The organism is Actinoplanes sp. NPDC026619, assembly GCF_040638295.1.
Classification (GTDB): Bacteria; Actinomycetota; Actinomycetes; order Mycobacteriales; family Micromonosporaceae; genus Actinoplanes.
The window spans coordinates 31508-54505 of sequence record NZ_JBEZYA010000036.1 but is presented as its reverse complement, the minus strand read 5'-3'; the positions used below and the strand labels follow the sequence as shown (position 1 = coordinate 54505).

The following is a 22998-nucleotide window of genomic DNA, read 5'->3' as shown; positions in this document are numbered from 1 at the left end:
GCGTCCATGACAGCTCCCCTGCCCATAGAGCCACGATTCACTCGACGAGCCGAACCCACCGGACCCGCGCAAGTCGCCGTAATCGGTCCGGGCTTCATGCCGCTGTTCGCCGCGGACGCACTTCTTCGCCGGCTGCCCGATCCCGTGCACGTCCGCCTCGTCCGCCCGGCTCCGCCGGCGCTGCGCGAGGTGCTCGGCCCGGAGTCTCTCGAACCGGCCGATGCCCTTCTCCGGCGGCTGCTGGCCGATCGGCGGGTCGAGGTCGCCTACGGCGCCCCGTCATCGGAAAACCAGAACACCGCGGCGACGGTACGGGTGGGCACGTCCCTCGCCACCGACCGGACGCGCCGCCCCGACTCGCTGCTGGCCGGCGTGGTGTCGGCCGGCGAGGTGCGCCGCGGACTCGCCACCGGCCTGCCCGAGTCGGTCGTCGTGATCGACTGCGTCGACGCGGCGGTGGCGCTCGTCCGCGCTGATCGGGGCCCGCGCGACATCCACCTGTCGCTCAGCCCCGCCGCTCTGCTCCGGCCCGGGGTGGCCACCGCGCTGGAACGGCTTCTCGACGCCGACGTCAACACCGTGGTCTTCCCCGGGCTGTTGCCGGCCGGCGACAATCTGGCCGGCGACGATCCGGGCGCCGGGTGCCTGGCGCGCAGCCGGCACGCGCTGAGCGAGCTCGGCGAGGGGTTCGGCAGCCCGGCGGCGCCCTGGCTGCACATCGACACCGGCTGGAACCCGGTGGAGATCGTCGGGCGCGGTGCGATGGAAGCGGTGGTCCTCGCGCAGCAGGACGGCCCGGCCGCACTGCGGACGGTCGCGGCCGGCATGCTCGTGCTGCGCGCCGGCTGCCTGCGCTCGACCGCCGTCGACCACCACCCCGGGTGGGCCGGCCTGGCCTGGGACGGCGTCCGGAACGACGCACCGGCCGGACCCGAATACGTCGCGGTCGAAACCGGTTCGTCCCGCCTGGATCACGCGACCGCCGATCGGCTCGCCGCCACCATCGCGCACGATCTCGCCGCCCGGACGGCATCCCGGACCACCCCGCCGGCCGGACCGGGCCCCGAGGGCGACGGCACGGTGGTCCCGTTCCCTCGCGCGGGCCGGATGAGGACGACGCGTTGACCACGACGCCCGACGCCGCCGACGATCTCCGGCGCCTGGCCTCGGCCGCGCAGGCCGGGGACGCGGCGGCCCAGCTGCAACTCGCCGAGGCCCTCTTCCGGTCCGCGCTTCAGCCGACCGGCTACCCGTCGCCGCTGGAGATCCACGCGGCGATCCAGGCGGAGATCGCGTTCGGAGACACCCCGTCCAGGGCGCCCGCCGATGCCACGGACGAGCGCATGCGCTGGTGCCGCAACGTCGTCGCGCTCACCTTCTGCGGCGACTCCGGGCCCGCCGCCGCGGCGGACACCGAGCTGTCCTACCTCCACGATCTCTTCTGGCGGCGCGCCTGAGCTTCCGCGCGGCAGTCAGCCCAGATCTGATCAACTCGAGAGGTGGCAACCGGCGTGAACGGCAACGAGGTGGAGGTCACCGGGAGCGCCCAGCACCGGGCCTGGGCGCAACGGGTCCTCCCGCCGGTGGAGGAGGTGCGGCCGGGCGTGTGGTCGGTGCCGGTGCCGATCCCGCACAACCCGCTGCGGTACACGCTCAGCTACGCCTTCGTCGACGACACGGGCGTCGTGCTCATCGATCCGGGCTGGGACACGGCGGACGGGCGGAACGCTCTCAAGGCCGGCCTGGCCGCGGCCGGAGCGGACCTGACCGATGTGCGCGGAGTCGTGGCGACCCACGTGCACCCCGATCACCACGGGCTCAGCGGCTGGCTGCGCGAGGAGTCGGGCGCCTGGATCGGGATGCACCCGGCCGAGGTCGCCACGCTGCCCGGCCGGATCTGGCGCGACCGCGGCGCCCGGGACGACGGGCGATGGCTGAGCCGTCACGGCGTACCCGATGAGGTGGGCGTTGATCTGGCCGTTGATCCGGCCCGGATCGCCGACATGCTGGACATGGCGGAACCCGACCGCCTCATCGCCGACGGCGAGCGGCTGCCCGTTCCCGGACGTGAGGTCCGGGCCGTCTGGACCCCGGGGCACACGCCCGGTCACCTCTGCCTGCAGGACGCCGGCGCGGGGATCCTGCTCACCGGCGACCATCTGCTCCCCCGGATCAGCCCGAACATCGGCACGCACGACGACAGCGATCCGCTGACCGAATACCTCGGCTCGCTCGCGCGGACGACGCGTTTCGGCGACTTCGAGGCGCTGCCCGCCCACGAATACCGCTTCCGGGGTGTCGACCGGCGCGCCACCGGGCTCATCACCCACCACGAGGAGCGGATCGCCGAGATCCTCGCCGTGGTCGACCGGATGCCGGCGGCACCGGCGTGGACGATCGCCGGTGAGCTGACCTGGTCCCGGGGATGGGCGTCGTTGCAGGGCATGATGCTGCGGATGGCGCTCGCCGAGACGGTCGCCCACCTGCACCACCTGCTCGCCACCGGCCGGCTGGTCCGGCTCCCCGGCGAACCGATCGCCTGGCGCCGGCCGGCCGTGGGCTGAGGCCGTCAGTTCAGGAGGGTCGGCTCGACCGTCCGGCGCGCAGCGCGGTGGCCCACCACAGCAGATCCTCGGTGAGCAGCTCGAGCCGCGGCTGGAGCGGGGCGAAGACGCTCTGCTCGGCGGTCTGCCGGGCGGCGATCATGGTGTCCGGCAGGATGTGCACGGCGTGCCGCAACGGCGCCATCTCGAACTCGACGGCGACCAGCCGCAACTGCTCGATGGCCCGCGCGCCGCCGACGTTCCCCCAGCCGACGAACGAGATCGGCTTGCGCGTCCACTCGACGAACGTCCAGTCCATGGCGTTCTTGAGCACCGCCGGATAGCCGTGGTTGTACTCGGCGGTGACCACGATGTAGCCGTCGGCCCGGTCGAGAGTGGTGCCGAGCCGCGCGACCTCGTCGGTGGCGTACTCGCGCGGCGCCTTGGCCGGCGGCGGCGCGTCGAAGAACGGCAACGGATGGTCGCGCAGGTCGACGATCTCGGCGTCGGTGCCGGCCCGCTGGTCGAGGTGATCGAACACCCAGCCGGCGACCCGCTCGCTGAAGCGGCCCTCGCGGGTGGTGCCGGTGATGATCTGAATCAGCATGTCTCTGGACTCCCAGATCAGCGGCGGGCCGGCGTTTCACCCGGGTCGATGCTCACCTGGTCGAAGGCGGGCGCCCCGTCGATCGCGTCGGCCGCCACGGCGACGGATCGGCCGGCGTCGGGCAGGTCGACGCTGGTGCGCAGGGTGCTCGGCTTGAGCAGCAGGGCGGCGACGACTCCGACCAGCGCGATGATCGCGGAGATCAGGAAGATGTGCCCGGTGGCGTCACCGTAGGCGGCCCGGACGATGTGCTGGAACGCCTCCGGCAGGGCGCTGATGTTCAGGGTGCTGGTGCCGCCGCCGGCCGGGGCGGAGACGCCGGAAGCGGCCAGATCGTGGGTGATCTGGTCGGTCACCCGGCGGGCGAGCACCGCGCCGAGCACCGAGACGCCGATGGTGCCGCCGAGCGAGCGGAAGAACGCCACCGCGGCGCTGGCCGCGCCGATGTCCTTGAGCGCGACGGTGTTCTGTACGGCGAGGACGAGATTTTGCATCGACATGCCGACGCCCGCGCCGACCAGGAACATGCCGATCCCGACGAACCACAGCGGGGTCTCGTGGTCGATGGTGGAGAGGACTCCGAATCCGGCGACCAGCACGACCGTACCGGCGATGATGTAGGGCTTGATCTTGCCGGACTTGGTGATCATCTTGCCGGTCACGATCGAGGTGACCAGGACGCCGGCCATCAGCGGGATGGTGAGCAGGCCGGCCTCGGTCGGGCTGTAGCCGCGGCCGATCTGGAAGTACTGGCCGAGGAAGACCGCGCCGCCGAACATGGCCATGCCGACCGCGAGGCTGGCGATGATCGACATGGCGGTGGTGCGCTCCCGGATGATGTCCAGCGGCACGACCGGCTCGGCGGCCCGGGACTCGACCCAGACGGCCAGCGCGAGCAGCAGGATCGACGCGCCGACCATGGCGAAGGTCTGCCAGGACAACCAGGCGAACGAGTCGTCCACGAAGGAGATCCAGACCAGCAGCACGCTGACGCCGGCGGCGATGAGGAACGCGCCGGCATAGTCGATCTTGACATTCTCCCGGCGGATCGTCGTCAGGTGCAGGGTGGCCTGCAGCAGGATCAGGGCGATGACCGCCACCGGGATCCCGATGAAGAAGCACCAGCGCCAGCCGAGCCAGGAGGTGTCCACGATCAGGCCGCCGAGCAGTGGCCCGCCGACGGTCGCGAGGGCCATCACGCCACCGAGGTAGCCGTTGTAGCGACCGCGCTCGCGGGGCGGGATCATCGCGGCGATCGCAACCTGGACGAGGGCCTGCAGGCCGCCGACCCCGATGCCTTGGAAGGCGCGAGCGGCGATGAGCTGCCCGGCGCTCTGACTGAAGCCGGCGATCACCGAGCCCAGCACGAAGATCACGATGGACAGCTGGATCAGGAGCTTCTTGCTGAACAGGTCGGCCAGCTTGCCCCAGATCGGGGTGGTCGCGGTCGCACTGAGCAGAGTGGCCGTGACGACCCAGGTGTACTGGGTCTGCGAGCCGTTCAGCGAACCGATGATCTTCGGCAGCGCGGTCGACACGACCGTGCTGCTCAGCATGGCGACGAAGAGGACCAGCAGCAGACCGGAGAGCGCCTCCAGGGTCTGCCGGTGGGTCATCGGCGCCGCGTCGCCGGACGCCTCGTCGATCGTCGGTGCGGGTGCGCTCATCGCGCGACCTCCAGGTTGTCACGAGAGGCGAGGGAAGCCTCGATGTCATGGGTGAAGCGGGCAACAGCGACGGTCAGCGCCGTGACCTCCGCGGCCGACCAGCCGGCCAGCGCCTGGTCGAGGACCCGGCCGATCCACTCGACGGTGTCGGCCATGGCGGCGTGGCCGGCCGCGGTGACGACCAGCACGCTGGCGCGGCCGTCGTGCGGATCCGGGCGGCGCTCCACCAGTCCGTGTGTCACCAACGCGGCGACGGCCCGGCTGATGGTGGACGGGTCGAGCGACGTTCGCGCCGCGAGTTCGCGGGCGTGACAACCGGCGGGCAGGTCATCGATCTGAGCCAGCACACCGAGCAGACCGGCCGGGATCGCCGGCCGCTGCACCGCACGGCTTTGCTTGATCAGACGCATGCACTTGAAGAGGTCCTGGAGTCGCAGTCCGAGCTCTTGTTTCGCGTCCAAGTCCCCACCGCCATCACTGGTTGCTGCACGCAAGCATGCCGCCATATTGCCCAATGCGCAAGATTTCTCCTTGAGAAAGTCACTTCGCGTAAGGGCAAACGGGGAATCACTCCCCGTTACGCTCGATAGGCTGTCGGCATGGTCGCGGGGCATCGGATGCGGGCGGACGCCCAGCGCAACCGGACTGCCCTGCTCGCTGCCGCCAAAGAGGTCTTCGGCGAGCACGGGCTCGACGCGCCGCTCGACGACATCGCCAAGCGGGCCGGCGTCGGCAACGCCACCCTGTACCGGCGTTTCCCCGACCGGCGCGAGCTGATCTGGGAAGTGTTCGCCGACCGGATGGCCGATTACCTGCGCGCCGCCGATCATGCGCTGGCCATGCCCGACGGCTGGGCGGCGTTCGTCGGCTACGTGACCTACCTGTGCGAGCTGCAGGCCACCGACCGCGGCATCTCCGAACTGCTGACCACGACCATCGTCGACGTGGACGACCGGCTCACCCGGCTGCGGAAGCTCGGCCAGGAGCGGACGACCGAGGTGATCGCCCGCGCGCAGGTCCCGGGCGGCCTGCGCCCCGACTTCACCCCACCGGACTTCGTCCTGCTGTTGATGGCGAACGCCGGAGTGGTGCGCCGGACCGGCACGTACGCGCCGGAGGGCTGGCGGCGGCAGCTGTCCTTCGCCCTCGACGGTCTTCGCGCGTCCGCCGCCACCGACGCTCCCCCGCCACCGACCGAGACCGCGATGCTCGCCGCGATGCGACTGCGCCACGAGCCCGGGGCCCGGCTACCACCGCGCCGGTGAGCAGGATCGTCCTCGCATGCGCAGACTCGTTCACGGAAAGTAACATGAACTGGGGACCGGTCCCCAGCTATGGCAACCGCTACGCTGCCGGTGCCGCGTCCCCTGCCCCGACGAAGAGTGCTCGATGCCCCGCTCGGCGGCCGGCCGCAGGCCGGCCTCCCGCAGGGCGGTCCAGGTCTGCCGCCGGGCGGGTCAGATCTCCAGCTCGCCGTCCGCCCAGCGTTCCCGGACCGCGGCGACCGTGCCACTGACCACCGGGTCGCTGGTGCGGGCGGCCAGCCAGGCCAGGCCCAGGTGGAATCGCGGGCCATCGGTGAGGGGCACGATGGCGAACGCCGGATCGTCGAACACGCGCGCCGATCCGCCGGTCTCCGGGGCCAGCGAGAGGGCAAGGTCGCCGGTCCGGCGCACGTGACCGGCGATCATGGCAGAGTCCGCGCCGGCCACCGACCTCAGCTGCCGCAAACCCTTGCTCAGCAACTCGTCGCGCATCTGCTTCATGGCCCGGGGCTGCACCGACAACGGCATGGTTACCAGGGTCCGGTCGCCCAGCTCGGCCACGGCCAGCGCCGGGCGGCCGGCCAGCGGGTCGTCGCGGCGCATCACGATGTAGAAGCGGTACGACGCCAGCGGCAGGGTCTGGAGGACCGGCTCGTCGACCGGCAGGTGGACGACAGCGGCATCCAGTTCGCCGCGGCTCAGAGCCGGCAGCAGCTCCGACGACGGCGCCAGCTCGACGTCGACCCGGCGGCCCGGATTTCCCTGCTCGGTGCACTCCACGACGGTGTCCAGGATGCGCGGCGGTGACAGGTGCGAGCCACCCAGGCGCACCACCCGTTCCGCCCCGGCGGCAACCAGCTGGATATCGCTGCGCAGCCGGTCGAACTCGGCGAGCAGCGGCGGCACGCGCAGCGCGAGCTCCCGGCCGGCCGGAGTCAGCTGGATCTGGTGGTAACCGCGGACGAACAGCTCGGCATCCAGTTCCCGTTCGAGATCCTTGACGATCCGGCTCACCGGCGAGGCGGTCATGTGCAGGCGCTCGGCCGCCCGGCCGAAGTGCAGTTCCTCGGCCACGGTGAGGAAGCAGCGCAGCTGCGCGATGTCCATCCGGCCAGTCTGACGTTACTGAACGATCACCGGCAATGAATAGCCCGGACACGTTGCGGATCGCGGCACGTAACGTGCGCGAAACAGTGATTTACGGACCCCCGGCCCGGCGGTGATCGTGTGACCTACCGCACCGCACGCCGAGGAGGCCGCCGTGGACGCAAGACTGCCCCTGACCGGAGTCCGGGTCGTGGACCGCACCGACGGGCTTGGGGAGATGACCTCCCGCCTGTTCGCGGACCTCGGCGCCGACGTGATCCGGGCCGAGCCACCGGAGGGTGCCGCGTCCCGGCGGCAGGCGCCGGTGGTCGACGGGGTGAGCCTCTACTACGCCACCCACAACGCCAACAAGCGCGCCGTCGTGGTGGACGCGGACGGCTTCCACCGCCTGGTCGACACCGCTGACATCCTGGTCACCAACGCCGCCGGCGACCTGGACGAGCTCCGGGGCCGGCGACCGGAACTGGTGATCGTGGCGATCACCGACTTCGGGCTCACCGGCCCCTACCGGGGCTGGCAGGCGACCGAGTGGACGCACCTCGCCCTGGCCGGCGTGCTGTCCCGTTCCGGCCTGCCGGGCCGGGAGCCGCTGCTGCCGCCGGGCTCCCTGGCGTACGAGTCGGCCGCCGCGCAGGCCGCATGGGCGGCGCTGGTCGCCTACGACAACCGGCTCGGCACCGGAGCCGGCGACCTCGTGGACGTCTCGGTGTTCGAGGCCACCGCCCAGGCCATCGATCCCGGCTTCGGGATCGGTGGCAGCGCCAACGGCGGCGTACCCGTCGCCGACGGCCCGCGCGGACGGCCGGACGCCCGGCACCTCTACCCGATCTTCCCGTGCGCCGACGGCTCGGTCCGCATCTGCATCCTGGCCCCACGGCAGTGGAAGGGAATGTTCACCTGGCTCGGTGAACCCGAGGAGTTCGCCGACCCGGAGCTGGCGAAACTCCACCGGCGCTTCGCCGCTGCCGGGCAGATCTATCCGGCCATCGGCCGGTTGTTCGCGACGCGTACGCGGGAGCAGATCGTCGCCGAGGGCCAGCGGTACGGCGTACCCACCGCGGCGCTGCTGTCGCCCACCGAGGTGCTGCACGCCGAGCAGTTCACCGCCCGGGAGGCCTTCACCGGCGTGCCGGGTGTTCCCGGTGCGCTCATGCCCAACGGCTTCCTGGAGGTGGACGGCCGCCGCGCCGGCATCCACACGCCCCCACCGGAGCACGGACAGCACACCGGCGAGGTCCTCGGCGCCCTGAAGCCGGTGGAGTCACCGATCGTCCCGGCCGGCCGGAACCGCCCGCTTGCCGGGCTCCGGATACTCGACCTCGGCGTCATCGTCGTCGGCGCCGAACTCGGCCGGCTCTTCGCCGACCTGGGCGCCGACGTCATCAAGGTGGAGAACAAGGCCTTCCCCGACGGCAGCCGGCAGACCCTCGACGGCGCCCCGATCAGCGCGTCGTTCGCCTACGGTCACCGCAACAAGCTCGGCCTCGGCCTCAACCTGCGCCGCGACGAAGGCATCGCGATCTTCAAACGCCTCGTCGCGGAGTCGGACGTGGTGGTCTCGAACTTCAAGCCCGGCACCATGGAGTCGCTCGGCCTCGGATACGACCAGCTCAAGGCCATCAACCCCGGCATCGTCGTGGCCGACAGCAGCGCCTTCGGCCCGACCGGCCCGTGGAGCCGCCGCCTCGGCTACGGCCCGCTGGTCCGCGCCTCCGCGGGGCTGAGCGGCCTGTGGCGGTACCTGGACAGCGAGAACGGCTTCAGCGACGCCTCCACCATCTACCCGGACCACGTCGCCGCCCGCATCGAGGCCGTCGCCATCCTCGCCAAACTCATCGCCCGCCGCCGCGACGGACGAGGCGGCACGGTCAGCGTGGCCCAGGCCGAGGTCATTCTCGGCCAGCTGCAACACCAGCTGGCATTCGAATCAGTACGCCCGGGAACGCTCGTCCCGGTCGGCAACGACGGACCCGGCGACGCGCCTCGCGGGGTCTACCCCTGCGCCGGTGACGACGAGTGGTGCGTGGTGACCGTGCGCGGCGACGACGACTGGCAACGGCTCACCGGCGTACTGAAGACCGATCTTGATCTGCCGACGGCGGGTGACCGGATCGCCCACCGCGACCAGGTCGACGCCGCAGTCCGCGCCTGGACCGCCGGGCGTTCGCCCCGCCAGGCCATGGGCGAACTGCAGGCGGCCGGTGTGCCGGCCGCGATGATGCAGCGCGTTCCCGAGCTGCTCGACGATCCGCACCTGGCACATCGCGGCTTCTTCCGGACGATGCACCACCCGCGGATCGCCCGGCCGATGCCCACCGAGAACGGTCCCGCGCTGTTCCAGCACGTCGCGGATCCACCGCTGGCGCCGGCGCCGGTCATGGGCGAGCACTCCCGCGCCGTCCTCACCCGCGTGCTCGGCATGTCCGGGAAAGAAGTCGACGCGCTGATCGCCGAGGGCGTCGTCGACCAGTTCTGCTGAGAGGAAGAAGCACATGACCGCCACCGAACTGCACGACACCATCACGACCACCGGTCTCCGGGCCCTGTTCGACGCACAGCGCGCCGCCTACCTGGCGGAGGGACCGCCACCCGCCGAGGTGCGGCGTGACCGGCTCGACCGGCTCCTGGCCGCCGTCCTGGGCGCCGCCGACGACCTGGCCGAGGCCCTCGACACCGACTTCGGTCAGCGGCCGGCCACGTTCAGCCTCTTCGTCGATGTCGCCAGCGCGATCGGCAACATCGACCACCTGCGCGAGCATCTCGAGGAGTGGATGGCTCCGGCCGAGGTGGCCGGCTCCGAGGCGGCCGGCCTGCCGACGACGATCGACGTCACGCCGCTCGGCGTCGTCGGCGTCGTCGGACCGTGGAACTTCCCGGTCAGCCTGGTCGTGCAACCCGCGGCGGAGGCGATCGCCGCCGGCAACCGGGTCATGATCAAGTTTTCTGACGTGGACACCCGGGCGGGCGCCGTCCTGGCCCGCGCGATCGCCGAGGAGTTCGACCCCACCGAACTCGTGGTCGTCAACGGCGGACTCGACATCGCCACCGCCTTCTCCTCGCTGCCGTTCAACCACCTGTTCTTCACCGGTTCCCCCGCCGTGGGCAAGGTCGTGCAACGCGCCGCCGCCGACAACCTCACCCCGGTCACTCTTGAGCTGGGCGGCAAGAACCCGGTGGTGATCGGTCACGACGCGGATCTGGGCGTCGCCGCCGAGCGGGTAGCCGGCTCCCGGATGGTCAACGGTGGCCAGGTCTGCCTGTGCCCCGACTACGTGTTCGTGCCGCGGGCGAAGGTCGACGACTTCGTGGCCCGCACCAAGGCGGCCTTCCTCGATCTGTTCCCGGACTTCCCGGCGAATCCGGCCGTCACCTCGATCGTCAACGACAAGAACTTCGAGCGGGTGACCGGACTCGTCCGCGACGCCGTGGCCAAGGGCGCCACCGCGGTCCTCGGGGTCAGTGACGCCGACGCCGCCCGGCTGCCCGACCCGGCCGGGCGCCGGATCGCGCCGACCCTGTTGCTCGGCGTGACCGAGGACATGGCGGTGGCGCAGGACGAGGTGTTCGGGCCGGTGCTCACGGTCTACCCGTACGACGACGTGACCGAGGCGATCGATTACGTCAACGCGCATCCCTCGCCGCTCGCCGCCTATTGGTACGGCGATGACACCGACGACTTCCGTACGTTCCGCCGCCGCACCACCTCGGGTGGGGTCACCCGCAACGACTTCGCCGTGCACCTCAGCCTGCCGGACGTGCCGTTCGGCGGCGTCGGCCGGAGCGGCATGGGCAGCTATCACGGCAAGGCGGGCTTCGACACGTTCAGCCACCGGCGGGCCGTGGCGGCGTCGAACATTCCCGGCGGCAGCGTCGCGATGCTCGGCCCGGCAACCGTGACGAACCCCGCCGTCGCCGACGGCGTACGCGCGAAGATCGCTGAGGCACGGCATGAGGCGCTGCGGCGCCTGGGCCGCTGAGAGGACAACCATGAAAACCACCGCTGCCGTCAGCACCGGCCCGGCTCAGCCCTTCACGTTCCAGGACTTGGAGCTCGATGACCCCCGGCCGGACGAGATTCTTGTCCGGGTCGAGGCGGTCGGCCTGTGCCACACCGATCTCGCGATGAAAGGCATGTTCCCCGACGGCGTCGCCGCCGTCCTCGGGCACGAGGGCGCCGGCGTCGTCGAGCGCGTCGGCTCGGACGTCGCCGACGTACGCCCGGGTGACAAGGTCATCATGAGCTACGCCTCCTGCGGGGCCTGCGAACGCTGCACCTCGGGTCATCCCGCCTATTGCGCCCTCTTCCAGCAACTGAACGCCTCCGGCGCCCGCACCGACGGCAGCCCGACCCTCACCGGCCCGTCCGGGCCGGTGGTCGGGTCCTTCTTCGGGCAGTCCAGCTTCGCCCGGTACGCGGTGACCGCGCGCCGGAACGCGGTCGTCGTCGACCCCGCCGTCGACCTCACGCTCGCCGCGTCGTTCGGCTGCGGTATCCAGACCGGCGCGGGCGCTGTCGTCAACGTGCTCAAGCCGGGTCCGGACAGCCGGCTGGCCGTTTTCGGGCTCGGCGGGGTCGGCATGGCCGCGATCATGGCGGCCGCCAACCTCGACGTCGGGCAGATCATCGGGGTCGATCTGTCCGGGTCCCGCCGGGCGACCGCCCTGAGGGCCGGCGCCACACACGTCCTGGACGGCGCCGACCCGGGCCTGCTGACCGTCCTGCGGGAGCTGACCGGTGGCGGCGCGACCCACGCGTTCGACAGCACCGCCGTCCCGGCGGTGATCCGGACGGCGGCCCAGGGGCTGACCAGCCTCGGAACGCTGGTCGTCGTGGGCATCGGTCCTGACGTGACCCTCGATGTCGGCGACCTGATGAGCGGCGGCAAGACCGTCCGCGGCTGCATCGAGGGCGACGCCGACCCGCAGACCTTCATCCCCCAATTGGTCGAGTGGCACCTCAAGGACCGGTTCCCGATGGAGGAGATCGTCCGGACCTTCCCGTTCTCGGAGATCAACGAGGCGGTCGCCCAAGCCAAGGACGGCTCAGCCATCAAGCCGGTTCTGATCATGGACTCTGGAGCTACGACATGGCACTGACCACCGACGACCTCGACCCGCGCACCCCGATCGTGGTGGGCGTGGGGCAGGCTTCCGAACGCCTCGACACCCCTGGCTACCAGCGCCGATCGCCGGTCGACCTGGCCGCCGACGCGGCCCGCGAGGCGCTGGCCGACAGCGGTGCGGACCGCGATGCGATCGCCGCCGCCATCGACACGGTCGCCGGCACCCGGCAGTTCGAGAACTCGACCCCCATGGCCCAGGCGCCGCTCGGGCGCTCGGACAACTTCCCGCGCTCGGTCGCCGGCCGGCTCGGCGCCGACCCGAAGCGGGCCGTGCTGGAGGTCAGCGGCGGGCAGAGCCCGCAGCACCTCGTCAACGAGTTCGCCGCGACCATCGCCGGCGGTGGCGCCGAGGTGGTGCTGATCTTCGGCTCCGAGGCGATCTCGACCATCGAGAAGTACGCCAAGGCCGACGACCGGCCCGACTTCACCGAGCACGCGGGCGGGAGCCTGGAGGACCGCGGCTACGGTCTGCACGGCCTGATGTCGATGCACCTGGCCTCGCACGGCCTCACCGACGCGCCGAGCCAGTACGCGCTGTTCGACAACGCCCGCGCGGCCCGCCTCAAGCTCTCCCGCGAGGAGTACGCCGCCGCGATCGGCGAACTGTTCGCCCCGTTCACCGGAGTCGCCGCCGCCAACCCGCACTCCGCCGCGCCCACCGAACGCAGCGCCGGCGAGCTCGTGACACCGACCGCCGCGAACCGGCCGATCGCCGACCCGTACACCCGGTATGTGGTCGCCCGGGAGAAGGTCAACCAGGGCGCCGCCGTACTCCTCATGTCGGTCGGCGCCGCCCGCCGGCTCGGCGTGCCGGCCGACCGGTGGGTCTTCCTGCCCGGCCACGCCGACCTGCGCGAGCGCGACCTCATGGAACGCGCCGACCTGTCGAGCAGCCCGGCCTCGGTGACGGCTGCCCGGCACGCCCTCGAGGTGGCCGGCGTCGGCTTCGACGAGATCGCGCACCTCGACCTCTACAGCTGCTTTCCGGCGCCGGTGTTCAACATCGCCGACGCCTTCGGACTGACGGCCGACGACCCGCGCGGCCTCACCGTGACCGGCGGGCTGCCGTTCTTCGGCGGGGCCGGCAACAACTACTCGATGCACGCCATCGCCGAGATCGTCCAGCTTGTCCGCGGCTCGAAGGGCTACGGGTTCGTCGGCGCCAACGGCGGTTCGATGAGCAAGTACTCCGTCGGCATCTACACGACGACGCCGTCGCCGTGGCGGCCGGATGACAGCGCCGGCCTGCAGGCAGAGATCGACTCGTGGCCGGCTCCGGCGCAGGCCCGGCAGGCCGACGGGTGGGCGACGATCGAGACCTACACCGTCAAGCACAGCCGGGACGGCAAGCGCTCCGGCATCGTCGTCGGGCGGCTGGAGGCCGACGGCCGACGGTTCGTCGCCCGCGGCGACGACGTTCTCGACCTGCTGGGCGGCGGGGAGCCGATCGGCGAACGGGTGTACGTGCGCTCGTTCGGCTCCGGCAACCGGGTCACCATCACCGAGGCCCGGATGGACGAGCTGTTCCCGCCGCAGCCAGCCGTGCTGCGGGACCGCTACGAGCACATCCTGATCAACCGGGACGGGCATCTGCTCGAGATCACCATCAACCGGCCCGAGGCGCGCAACAGCCTGCACCCGATGGCCAACGACGAGCTCGACCACGCCTTCGACGTCTACTTCGCCGACGAAGATCTCTGGGTCGCCATCCTCACCGGCGCCGGCGACAAAGCCTTCTCGGCCGGCAACGACCTGATCTACTCCGGCTCGGGCAAGCCGATGTGGGTGCCCAAGAACGGCTTTGCCGGCCTCACCAGCCGCCGGAGCATGCCCAAGCCGGTCATCGCCGCGGTCAACGGCTTCGCCATGGGCGGCGGCTGCGAGATCGCCCTGACCTGCCACCTGGTCGTCGCCGACGCGACCGCGAAGTTCGCGCTCAGCGAGGTCAAGGTCGGTCTGATCGCCGGCGCCGGCGGCGTCGTCCGGCTGCCCCGCACCGTCCCGGCGAAGCTCGCCAACGAGATGATCCTGACCGGCCGCCGGCTGACCGCCGACGAGGCCCTCGCGCACGGGCTGGTCAACCGGGTCACCGAGGCCGGCGCCGCGCTGGCCGGGGCGCGAGCGCTGGCCGCCGAGATCCTCGACTCGTCACCCACCTCCGTGCGCATCTCGCTGCAGGTGATGGAGGAATCGCGTGGCATTCCCGACGTCGTCGACGCGGTCACCCACCACAGCTCCGCTCTCGACGACCTGATGATCAGCGAGGACGCCCGGGAAGGACTGACCGCCTTCGCCCAGAAGCGAAAGCCGCAGTGGCGTAACCGCTGACCCCGGCACAGCGAAAGGCGTCCGGCCGTCTGGCGCCACGCCTAACAGGTCACCTGACCTCGCTGAACCGCATCTGCCGAATGGAGCGGCGCCATGATCGCCAGCATGGTCATGCTGTGGGCGAGGCCGCCGGTGCGGCAGCGCAGTCGCCACAGCCGCTCGTACTCGGCCAGCAGCGACGCGTATTCGCCGGCGGGCGCGGGAGCCGAGGTCAGGTAGGCCCGCATGCGCCGGGCGCCGTAGCTCAGCAGCCGGATCGTGAACCGCACCTCGGCCATGGTTCCGGTGGCGTCGCTGCCGCGCAGGTCGGCGCCGTCGAGCGCCGTGGCCTGCCGGTCCAGCTCGGCCAGCACCCAGTCCAGCGCCGCGGCGTCCACTCCCCCGGCGGCGAGCCGGGCCAGCATCGGCGCCGGGCCGAGGCACGCGGCGAGCGCCGAGCCCTCGGGCACCTGGACCGGCAGCGTCGTGTAGAGGTCGCCGACCGCCAGCATCGACCGGCCGAGCACGCCGGCCCGGTCGTCGGCGACGTGCGTGTCGATCAGCCAGGCCCAGTCGAGCTTCGCCGCCGCGGCCGGGTTCCAGGCGTAGCCGGCGGCCAGCGCGAACACGATCTGGCTGAACGCCGGCTGCTGAGTGTGGCCGTTGTCGCCCCAGTCGGCGATCACCAGGCCGCCGGCGCCGTGCCGGACCGCGGCGCGGGCGGCGTTCGCGATGGTCGCGCGGGCGTTCGCCGGCCGCCCGGCCAAGGTGTTCCAGGTGTTGGTGCCGGCGCAGAGCCAGAACGGGACGCCCCGGGCGGCCAGGGCGGCGGCCCGGTCGTCGAACGGGTGATCGGCCTCGTAGCCCCATTCCACCAGGGTCACGCCGGGTGGCAGGCCGGCCAATACGGCGGGGTTGGCCGAGGCGACGTCCGCCCACATCACCAGGTCGCGACGACGCAACACGGGTAGTTCGCGGATGCGGCGCAGCCAGTCGAGGTAGAGCTTCTGCTCGGTCTCCCCCAGCCGTACCTCGAAATGGCCCGCACCGGGCGGGGCGAACACCGCCCGCCACAGATCGAGGTTCAGGTCGAGGGGTTCGTCGAGGCCGATGTGCAGGCGCGGCGCCCGTGGCTGCAACCCGGCCAGCTGGGTGAGCCAGTCGGTGACCAGGGCGAAGGCCCGTTCGGAGCGCGGGTCGAGGGTGGCCGGCGGCTCCTCGTTACCCCGGTCGTCGTGGTAACCGCCGGGCAGTGCCGCCAGGTCCGCGTACCTGTCGTGGGTCAGCCATTTCTCGGCGTGGCCGAGGCAGTTCTGCTGCAGCAGCATTTCGATGCCGTGGTCCCGGCAGAGACCTTCGATCCGGGCAACATCGGCGGCGGTGTACGGCGTGGCATCCGCCCACACCGGCTCATGCCCGGCGTACGCATAAGTGTTCTCGAAATAAAGCTGCAACTGGTTGAGCTTCCAGTCGGCCATCGACCGGATCAGCCCGGCCAGGGTCTCGACGTGCGGCACCCGATCGCGGGACACGTCCAGCATGACCGCGCGGACCGCGACGGCGGGTGCGTCCTCGATGCGGACACACGGCACCGGCTCACCCGACCGGCGGGAGAGCCGCTCGAGTTGCCGGACGGTGGTGCGGGCGTACCGGGCGCCGGCCGCACCGCCCGCGGTGACCCTGACCCCGGTGCCATCGACCTCCAACTGGTAGGCCTGCTCGGGGAGCTGCGAGTCGTAGCCGATCCGGATCGGGCTGAGCGCACCTCGGCCGTCCCGCGGCAGGACTCGCTGCGGTGCGGGGAAGATCTCGTCGAGGATCGTCATGCGCGGGCCGCCGCGGCGACGTTCTGCAGGACCCGGGCGTGCAGGGCGGCGGCCTGCAGGCCGAGCCGGCGCAGCGCCAGCAGGCCGGCGCCGGCGACCGGAGGCGCCGCGAGGCAGGTTTCCCGCGCCCGCGGAAGCAGCGCGGTAACGGCGGCGCTCCATTCGCGGTCGAACACCGGGTTCGCGCTGAGCGCCACCCCGCCCGCCCGGACCAGGGTGAACGGCTCCGCGTCCAGGCCGAGCCGGGTGGCGACGCCGTGCACGTCCCGGGCGTGATCGCGGGCGACCGCACCGACGACCGCTGCGGCCGCGGCGTCGCCGTCGCGGGCCGCCTCGAAGACGACCGGGGCGGCATCGGCCCGCACGTCGAGCTCCCCGCGGCTCAGCGCGGCGAACAACCGGTCGGCGGAGGCGACACCGTGGAAGTCCGCCAGCGCGGAACTCAGGAGTGTGGCCGGCGCGACACCGTTGCGGGAGCGCGCCACGGCGGCCAGGGCCCGGGTCACCACGGAGATCGCGCCACCGGCCTCACCGAGCAGCTGGCCCATCGTCCGGAAGGTGTCGCCGGCCTGGTTGCGTCCGGCGGTCAGGCCGCCGGTGCCGGCGATCGACACGATGCCGGCGCCGTCCGGCGCTCCGGCGGCGAGCGCGGCGTACGCGTCATTGACCAGGTCCGGTTGCGCGGCGGGGGTGATCGCGCCGAGGGCGGGGGCGAGCCGGGTCTTGTCGTCCGGCCAGTCCACTCCCGCCATCGCGAACGTCGCGGCCACCACCCGCGCCGCCGGCCGGTCGCCGAGGGCGTCACGAGTGGCCCGGGCGACGGCGTCCGCGGCCGCCCGCACGCCGACCGCCTCCCAGTTGCCGGGTCCGGCGTGCCCGAGGCCGAGCACGTCGCCATCGAGGGTGAGCAGGCAAGCGTCGGTCTTGGTGCCGCCGGCGTCGACGCCGAGGACAAGAGCGGCGCCCGGCCGGAGGTCAGCCATCGAGGGCCGCCAGCAGGCCGCGGTTCTGCTCGCGCAGCGCGTCCCAGAGCGGCCGGACCGCCGCCGCCTCCGGCCCGAGCGGATGGGTGAGCAGGGCGAGCTGCGCCGGCTCAGGATCGCCGCTGACGACCGCCTCGATGGTGAGCAGTTCGTAGTCCTTGACCGCGCGGACCAGCGCGTCCATGTCCGGCCGCAGGGCGGCGGTGGGGATCGGCACCGCGCCGGCCGGGCTGACCGTGGCCGGCATCTCGACCACGACGTCGTCAGGGAGGCCGGGGACGGCGCCGTTGTTGCGGACGTTGACCACGTGCACGTCGCCGGTGCCGCCCGCCAGATCGGCCATCAGGGCGGCGGCGGCCTCGGAGTAGTACGCGCCGCCGCGCTCCATGAGCTCGGCCGGTTTCTCGACGAGCGCCGGATCGGCGTACCGCAAAAGCAGTTGCTCCTCGATCTTCATCACCTCGGACGCCCGGGTCGGGCTGCACGCCTGGTGCCGGATGATGCCGGAGGTGTCGTAGTAGTAGCGCAGGTAGTAGTTCGGGACGACGCCCAGCAGGCCGAGGACCTCCGGGTCGAGGCCGGGCTCGTCGTCGGTCTGCTTGCCCAGCTCGGCGCGGGCCTCGGCGAGGATGTCGGCGGTCCGGTTTTGGCCGGCGGCGGTGAAGCCGCGCACCCAGGACAGGTGGTTCAGGCCGACGTAGTCCAGGCTCAGCTCGGCGAACGGGACGCCGAGCGCCTCGGCGGCCTCGGCCCGGACGTTCCACGGCACGTTGCAGAGCCCGATCGTGTGGACTTCGGGGACGTGCCGGAGCAGGGCCTCGGTGACCAGGCCGGCCGGGTTGGTGAAGTTCAGCAGGCGGGCGTCCGGGGCCAGCTCGGCGACGGTCCGGGCGATCTCCAGCGCGATCGGGACGGTGCGCAGTGCCTTGGCGAAGCCGCCGACGCCGGTCGTCTCCTGGCCGACCAGCCCGAAGCGGCGGCCGAGCAGTTCGTCGCCGTGCCGGGCGGCCTGCCCGCCGACCCGGAACTGGCTGACCACAAAAGCCGATCCGGCGATCCCGGCGCGCAGGTCGGTGCCCCAGGAGAGATCGATGCCGCCGCCGGAGTGCGCGATCATCCGCGCGGCGAACGGGCCGACCACGCCGAGCCGCCGTTCGTCCGGGTCGATCAGGACGATCTCGGTGATCGGCAGCGACGCGCGACGGTCCAGAATGCCGTCGATCAGTTCGGGGGTGTAGGTCGAGCCGCCCCCGACGACGCAGAGCTTCACGGTGTTACCTCGAATCGGAAGAAGTTGGTGGAGAGCGTGGCGCCGTCCGGTCCGGCCAGGACGGCCTCGATTCGGTAGGTGCCTTCGGGCAGCCGCATCGGCCCGGCCTGCAGGACCCGGCGGGCGTCGGTGGCGAGCACGTGCGTGGTGGCCGCGCCCGGCACCGTGACGTGGGCGTGCACCCGCAGCATGTTCAGGTTCGCCGCGACTGCCAGCGCGACGTCGCCGTCGACCCGCTCGGTGGTCAGCTCGGAGAGCCACTGGCTGCCGATGTAGTTCGACCCGCGCAGGAAGACCGGCCGGCCGTTGAGCCGCCAGACCCAGCCGCTGTCCCGCCGGATCTCGCGAAGGCCGACCGGCCGTCGGTCGAGCTCGGTGCGCCCGGCGCCGTCGTCGATCCACACGGTCAGGTCGTAACGGTGCGGTTCACCGTGGTCCCAGGTCCACCACAGGTGCGGCTGCGCGACGATCCCACTGATCTCGAGGTGGTTGACGCCGGGCTCGAGCCAGGTCTCGGTGAACAGGTCCCGCACCGAGCCGTCGCACGGGTCGGTGAGGGTCAGGCCCACGGTCGCCCACTTCGGCCGGTCGCCGCGCAGCTCCACCGCGGGCGTGGCGACGACCCGCGCATCGGCACCGGTCAAAGAGCAGGAAAAACCAAGACCACTGATGGTGTACGCGTCGAGCCGCCGCAACCGCACCCCGCCCCACACGCCGCCCGAACTGCGTTCCTGCCCGCGCGGCCCCCAACCGCCCGGGCGCGCGTCGTGATGGCCGAAGACGCCGCGCAGCGCGTGCTTGGTGTGCGGGAACGCGGTGCCGTACTCGTCGCGGGGCACGGTGACGACCACGGTCAGCTCGTGTTCGCCGGACCCGGCCGGCACGTCGACGGTGAACGGCGCGAACCCGCCGATGTGCGCCCCGATCGGCTCGCCGTCGAGGTGCACCGCTGCGGCATAGTCGACGCCGTCGAACTCCAGCCGGACGCCGTGCCCGGCCCAGTCGTCCGGGATCCGGATCGGGCGGCGGAACTCCACCGGCCCGATCGGGTCGAGACCGGCGAGCCACCAGCTGCACGGCAGCTCGATGGGCGCCCACGGGCCGTCGCCGGTGCTGCACTCCCAGGTCCCGGCCAGGTCGATGATCATCCTTTGACTCCGGACAGGTTGACACCCTCGATGAAGGCCTTCTGGGCGAAGAGGAAGAGCACCATGATCGGCAGCACGAACAGGGCGCAGGCGGCCAGCGTGAGGTTGCCCTCGCCGAGCTTCCCGGCCTGGCTCTGGAACTGCTGGATGCCGACCGCGAGGGTGTAGTGGTTCTCGTCGTTGAGATAGAGCAGCGGCCCGAAGAAGTCGCTCCAGGCGAACAGGAACTGGAACAGGGCGACCGACATGATGGCCGGCTTGGCCATCGGCGCGGCCATCCGCAGCAACAGCCGCCACTCCCCCGCGCCGTCGATCCGGGCCGCGTCGAGCACGTCACCGGGCAGGGTCAGGAAGAACTGCCGCAGCAGGAAGATGCTGAACGCGTCGGCGAAGAACGACGGCACGGTCAGTGGCAGGAACGTGCCGATCCAGCCGAGCTTCGAGAAGATCTCGTACTGCGGCATGAACGTCACCTGGTACGGCAGCATCATCGTGGACAGCACCAGGGCGAAGACCGCTCCACGGCCGCGCCAGCGCAACTGGGCGAAGGCGTACGCGACCGGCACCGTCGAGACGACCGTGCCGATCGTGCTGACCAGGCAGATCAGCAGGGTGTTGCCGAGATAGCGCAGCAGCGGGATCCGGACGAACACCTCGCGATAGTTGGACCACTGGAAGTCGCGCGGCCACAGCGCCGCGGTCTTCACCTGGTCCATCGGCATCAGCGACTGGAGCACCAGGTAGAGCAGCGGCAGGGTGAAGATGGCCGCGAAGCCGATCAGCACGGAATGCTCGGCGACGGCGACCAGGAATCTGCGGCTTCGCATCAGGCCTCCCCGGCACTGGTGTGCACCCACCGTTTGCGCGACACCGTCACGAGCGCGGTCAGCACAAGAGTCATCAGGAACATCACCCAGGCCATCGCCGAGGCGTAGCCGACCCGGTTGTGCTGGAACGCGTTCAGCTGCATCAGCGGATAGGTGAGCAGGGAGCCCTCCGGGGCGCCGGGTGGCGCCTGCGGGCCGGCGGCGGCGCTGCTGCTGATGTACGCCTCGTCGAACGACTGCAGCACCCCGATCAGTCCGGTCACCAGGATGAAGAAGGTGACCGGCGAGACCATCGGGAAGGTGACGTGGCGGAACTTGGTCCACGGCCCGCCGCCGTCCAGCTCCACCGCCTCGTACAGGGTGCGCGGGACGTTGAGCAGGCCGGCCAGCAGGATCAGCATGGTGTCGCCGACCGACCAGATCGAGATCAGCGTCAGGGCCGGCTTCGACCAGTTCGGGTCGAAGAACCACAGCGGCGGATGGCTCACCCCGAGGGCGTGCAGCAGCCGGTTGACCGGGCCGTACTCCGGTTGCAGCAGGAACGTGAACAGCAGCGCGCCGGCCACCGACGGCACCAGGGTGGGCAGGTAGTAGAGCACCCGGTAGATGCCGGCCCCGCGCCGTTTGGTGGCGAGCAGCCCGGCCGTCACGAACGCGACCAGCATCCGCAGCGGCAGCCCGACCGCGGCCAGGAACAGCGTGTTACGCAGGGCGTGGCCGAAGTTGGGGTCCTTGGTGAACAGGTAGGTGTAGTTGTCCCAGCCGATCCACTGCGGGTCGACGGTGCCGAACGAGTAGCGGGTGAACGAGTAGTAGGCCGAGATGACGATCGGGTACGCGGTGAGGGCGGCGAAGCCGATCAGCCAGGGCGACAGCATCGACACCACCAGCACCGCGCGCCGGCCTTTCGCCCGGTTCATGGGCCGACGGACCCATCGATCTGGCCCTGCACCTCGGTCTGCACCTTGGTCAGGCCGGCGGGCAGATCCGCGACCTTGCCGTTGAGGTAGGACTCCTCGAACGCGGCCAGCGGGTCGGCGGCGACATCGCCGGCGGCCGAACTGCCCAGGACGACGGCCCTGCCCGACGACGCGAGGTCGAGGAACGGCTTCCACTGCGGGTCGGCGCGGCGCGGGTCGAGCGCGATGGCGCTCTTCAGGGCCGAGATGTTGGCGACGTAACCGTTGAACGTGGCGAGGTCGGTCGTGTCGGTGGCCATGCACTTGATCAGCGCCCACGCCTCGGCCGCGTGCTTCGAGCCGGTCGGGATGGCCAGGCCGTTGCCGGAGATCGGGGTGACGTTCTCACCGGTGGCGACGCCGTCCGGGCCGGGCATCGGCACGACACCCCAGTTCTTCCTGCCGCCGTCGTAGCGCTTCGGGTAGGCCGCGAGCCACTCCCCGTCGTAGGCCATCGCGACCTTGCCGGCGAGCCACGGGTTCTTCGCCGAGTCGAACTCGCCGAAGGTGGCCTTGAAGGTGCGCAGCTGCTGCGGGGTGTAGGTGGTGTAGAAGGACTTCTCCCACTCCAGGAAGGCCTGCAGCTTCCCGCCGGTGGCGAAGACCGCCGACTTGCCGTCGGCGCCGTAGATGTCGCCACCCCAAAGTGCGGCGTAGTTGCTGAGATACGAGCCGGCGTAGTCGGGCAGGAAGCCGACGCGGGCGAGCGAGCCGTCGGCGTTGCGCTTGGTCAGCTTCGCGTTGATCGCGTCGATCTCGGCCAGGGTGGTGGGCGGCTTGTCGAAGCCGGCCTCCTTGAGCAGGTCGACGTCGTAGAAGAGGCCGTAGACGTCGAAGGCGTACGGGATCGTGTAGTGCTTGCCGCCGAACGTCGACAACCGCTCGGCGGCCGGTACGAACTGGGTCCAGTCGATCTGGTCGCGGCTCGCCACCTCGTCGAGGGGCTGGAGCAGCTTCTGCTGGGCGGCCTGGCCGAGGCTGCCCGGATCGCGGTACTCCATCGCGTCCGGCGGATTCCCGGCGGTGATCGCGGCCAGGGCGACCTTCTCCAGTTCCTCCTTGGGCACCAGGTTCACGGTCATCCACGGATACTTCTTCTCGCACGCGGCGACCAGCGGTTTGAAGGCGGTCAGCTCCGCCCCGGACCATGCGGTCCAGAGCTCGAGGGTGGTGGGGGCGTGCTGCTCGGTCACGGTGTCGGTGAGGCCGGAGGCCGGTTTGTCGCTCGTGCACGCGGCGGCCAGCAGCGTGCCGGTCAGGGCGGTGGCGACGGCCGCCAGCCGCCGGAATCGGGCTGTCACACGCTTCTCCTCAAGGATCGGGGCAGCGCCGGGCCACCCAACGGCGGATGGCCCGGCGGCGCGGG

Annotated in this window: 19 protein-coding genes; 8 read left to right on the top strand and 11 right to left on the bottom strand. The window is 71.5% G+C overall.

Going from position 1 to position 22998, the window contains the following annotated elements:
- Nucleotides 1-96 precede the first annotated feature (96 nt).
- From AB0E90_RS45120 to AB0E90_RS45110, 3 genes are read left to right on the top strand one after another with little or no spacing between them, the layout of a single operon-like run.
- Nucleotides 97-1125, top strand: a complete 1029-nt coding sequence (locus AB0E90_RS45120) for a hypothetical protein (protein WP_360418657.1) — start codon at nucleotides 97-99, stop codon at nucleotides 1123-1125.
- Nucleotides 1122-1457: a hypothetical protein gene (locus tag AB0E90_RS45115; RefSeq protein ID WP_360418655.1), complete on the top strand. Its 336-nt coding sequence runs from the start codon at nucleotides 1122-1124 to the stop codon at nucleotides 1455-1457. Before AB0E90_RS45120 ends, AB0E90_RS45115 begins: the two co-directional genes overlap by 4 nt.
- 42 nt (nucleotides 1458-1499) lie before the next feature.
- Complete coding sequence (locus AB0E90_RS45110; RefSeq protein ID WP_360418653.1) at nucleotides 1500-2564, top strand: MBL fold metallo-hydrolase; 1065 nt, start codon at nucleotides 1500-1502, stop codon at nucleotides 2562-2564.
- A 10-nt stretch (nucleotides 2565-2574) separates the two neighbouring features.
- Here AB0E90_RS45110 and AB0E90_RS45105 read toward each other — a convergent pair whose 3' ends face one another.
- The 3 genes from AB0E90_RS45105 to AB0E90_RS45095 are packed head-to-tail and all read right to left on the bottom strand — an operon-like array spanning nucleotide 2575 to nucleotide 5278.
- Nucleotides 2575-3150, bottom strand: coding sequence for an NAD(P)H-dependent oxidoreductase (locus AB0E90_RS45105; RefSeq protein ID WP_360418651.1), 576 nt, complete (start codon nucleotides 3148-3150; stop codon nucleotides 2575-2577).
- A 17-nt stretch (nucleotides 3151-3167) separates the two neighbouring features.
- Nucleotides 3168-4817 (bottom strand): MDR family MFS transporter, encoded by a 1650-nt coding sequence (locus AB0E90_RS45100; protein ID WP_360418649.1) that lies wholly within the window; start codon nucleotides 4815-4817, stop codon nucleotides 3168-3170.
- Nucleotides 4814-5278: a MarR family transcriptional regulator gene (locus tag AB0E90_RS45095; protein ID WP_360418647.1), complete on the bottom strand. Its 465-nt coding sequence runs from the start codon at nucleotides 5276-5278 to the stop codon at nucleotides 4814-4816. Before AB0E90_RS45095 ends, AB0E90_RS45100 begins: the two co-directional genes overlap by 4 nt.
- Before the next feature lie 138 nt (nucleotides 5279-5416).
- Here AB0E90_RS45095 and AB0E90_RS45090 point away from each other — a divergent pair, with 138 nt between their 5' ends.
- Entirely contained in the window at nucleotides 5417-6082 is a 666-nt protein-coding gene (locus AB0E90_RS45090) for a helix-turn-helix domain-containing protein (protein WP_360418645.1), read from the top strand.
- Between the two features lie 192 nt (nucleotides 6083-6274).
- Here the strand turns inward: AB0E90_RS45090 and AB0E90_RS45085 are convergent, their stop codons facing one another.
- The gene (locus AB0E90_RS45085; RefSeq protein ID WP_360418643.1) at nucleotides 6275-7189 is read right to left on the bottom strand and encodes a LysR family transcriptional regulator; all 915 of its coding nucleotides are present in this window, start codon (nucleotides 7187-7189) and stop codon (nucleotides 6275-6277) included.
- A gap of 154 nt (nucleotides 7190-7343) precedes the next feature.
- Between AB0E90_RS45085 and AB0E90_RS45080 the strand changes: the two genes are divergently transcribed.
- From AB0E90_RS45080 to AB0E90_RS45065, 4 genes are read left to right on the top strand one after another with little or no spacing between them, the layout of a single operon-like run.
- Nucleotides 7344-9668, top strand: a complete 2325-nt coding sequence (locus tag AB0E90_RS45080) for a CoA transferase (RefSeq protein WP_360418641.1) — start codon at nucleotides 7344-7346, stop codon at nucleotides 9666-9668.
- 13 nt (nucleotides 9669-9681) lie between these two features.
- Entirely contained in the window at nucleotides 9682-11166 is a 1485-nt protein-coding gene (locus AB0E90_RS45075; RefSeq protein ID WP_360418639.1) for an aldehyde dehydrogenase family protein, read from the top strand.
- Between the two features lie 10 nt (nucleotides 11167-11176).
- Nucleotides 11177-12286: an NAD(P)-dependent alcohol dehydrogenase gene (locus tag AB0E90_RS45070; protein WP_360418637.1), complete on the top strand. Its 1110-nt coding sequence runs from the start codon at nucleotides 11177-11179 to the stop codon at nucleotides 12284-12286.
- The gene (locus AB0E90_RS45065; protein WP_360418635.1) at nucleotides 12277-14640 is read left to right on the top strand and encodes an acetyl-CoA acetyltransferase; all 2364 of its coding nucleotides are present in this window, start codon (nucleotides 12277-12279) and stop codon (nucleotides 14638-14640) included. Before AB0E90_RS45070 ends, AB0E90_RS45065 begins: the two co-directional genes overlap by 10 nt.
- A 41-nt stretch (nucleotides 14641-14681) precedes the next feature.
- On the opposite strand, the gene AB0E90_RS45060 is transcribed toward AB0E90_RS45065, so the two are convergent.
- From AB0E90_RS45060 to AB0E90_RS45030, 7 genes are read right to left on the bottom strand one after another with little or no spacing between them, the layout of a single operon-like run.
- The gene (locus tag AB0E90_RS45060; RefSeq protein WP_360418633.1) at nucleotides 14682-16445 is read right to left on the bottom strand and encodes a glycoside hydrolase family 20 zincin-like fold domain-containing protein; all 1764 of its coding nucleotides are present in this window, start codon (nucleotides 16443-16445) and stop codon (nucleotides 14682-14684) included.
- Nucleotides 16442-17428: a BadF/BadG/BcrA/BcrD ATPase family protein gene (locus AB0E90_RS45055; protein ID WP_360418631.1), complete on the bottom strand. Its 987-nt coding sequence runs from the start codon at nucleotides 17426-17428 to the stop codon at nucleotides 16442-16444. The genes AB0E90_RS45060 and AB0E90_RS45055 overlap by 4 nt, the downstream gene beginning before the upstream one ends.
- Complete coding sequence (locus tag AB0E90_RS45050) at nucleotides 17421-18698, bottom strand: 6-phospho-beta-glucosidase (protein ID WP_360418629.1); 1278 nt, start codon at nucleotides 18696-18698, stop codon at nucleotides 17421-17423. The genes AB0E90_RS45055 and AB0E90_RS45050 overlap by 8 nt, the downstream gene beginning before the upstream one ends.
- Nucleotides 18695-19846: a sugar-binding domain-containing protein gene (locus AB0E90_RS45045; protein ID WP_360418627.1), complete on the bottom strand. Its 1152-nt coding sequence runs from the start codon at nucleotides 19844-19846 to the stop codon at nucleotides 18695-18697. The genes AB0E90_RS45050 and AB0E90_RS45045 overlap by 4 nt, the downstream gene beginning before the upstream one ends.
- Nucleotides 19843-20673, bottom strand: coding sequence for a carbohydrate ABC transporter permease (locus AB0E90_RS45040; protein ID WP_360418624.1), 831 nt, complete (start codon nucleotides 20671-20673; stop codon nucleotides 19843-19845). Before AB0E90_RS45040 ends, AB0E90_RS45045 begins: the two co-directional genes overlap by 4 nt.
- Nucleotides 20673-21593, bottom strand: a complete 921-nt coding sequence (locus AB0E90_RS45035) for a sugar ABC transporter permease (RefSeq protein WP_360418622.1) — start codon at nucleotides 21591-21593, stop codon at nucleotides 20673-20675. Before AB0E90_RS45035 ends, AB0E90_RS45040 begins: the two co-directional genes overlap by 1 nt.
- On the bottom strand, nucleotides 21590-22933 hold the full coding sequence (locus AB0E90_RS45030) for an extracellular solute-binding protein (protein WP_360418620.1): 1344 nt from the start codon (nucleotides 22931-22933) through the stop codon (nucleotides 21590-21592). Before AB0E90_RS45030 ends, AB0E90_RS45035 begins: the two co-directional genes overlap by 4 nt.
- Between the last annotated feature and the right edge of the window lie 65 nt (nucleotides 22934-22998).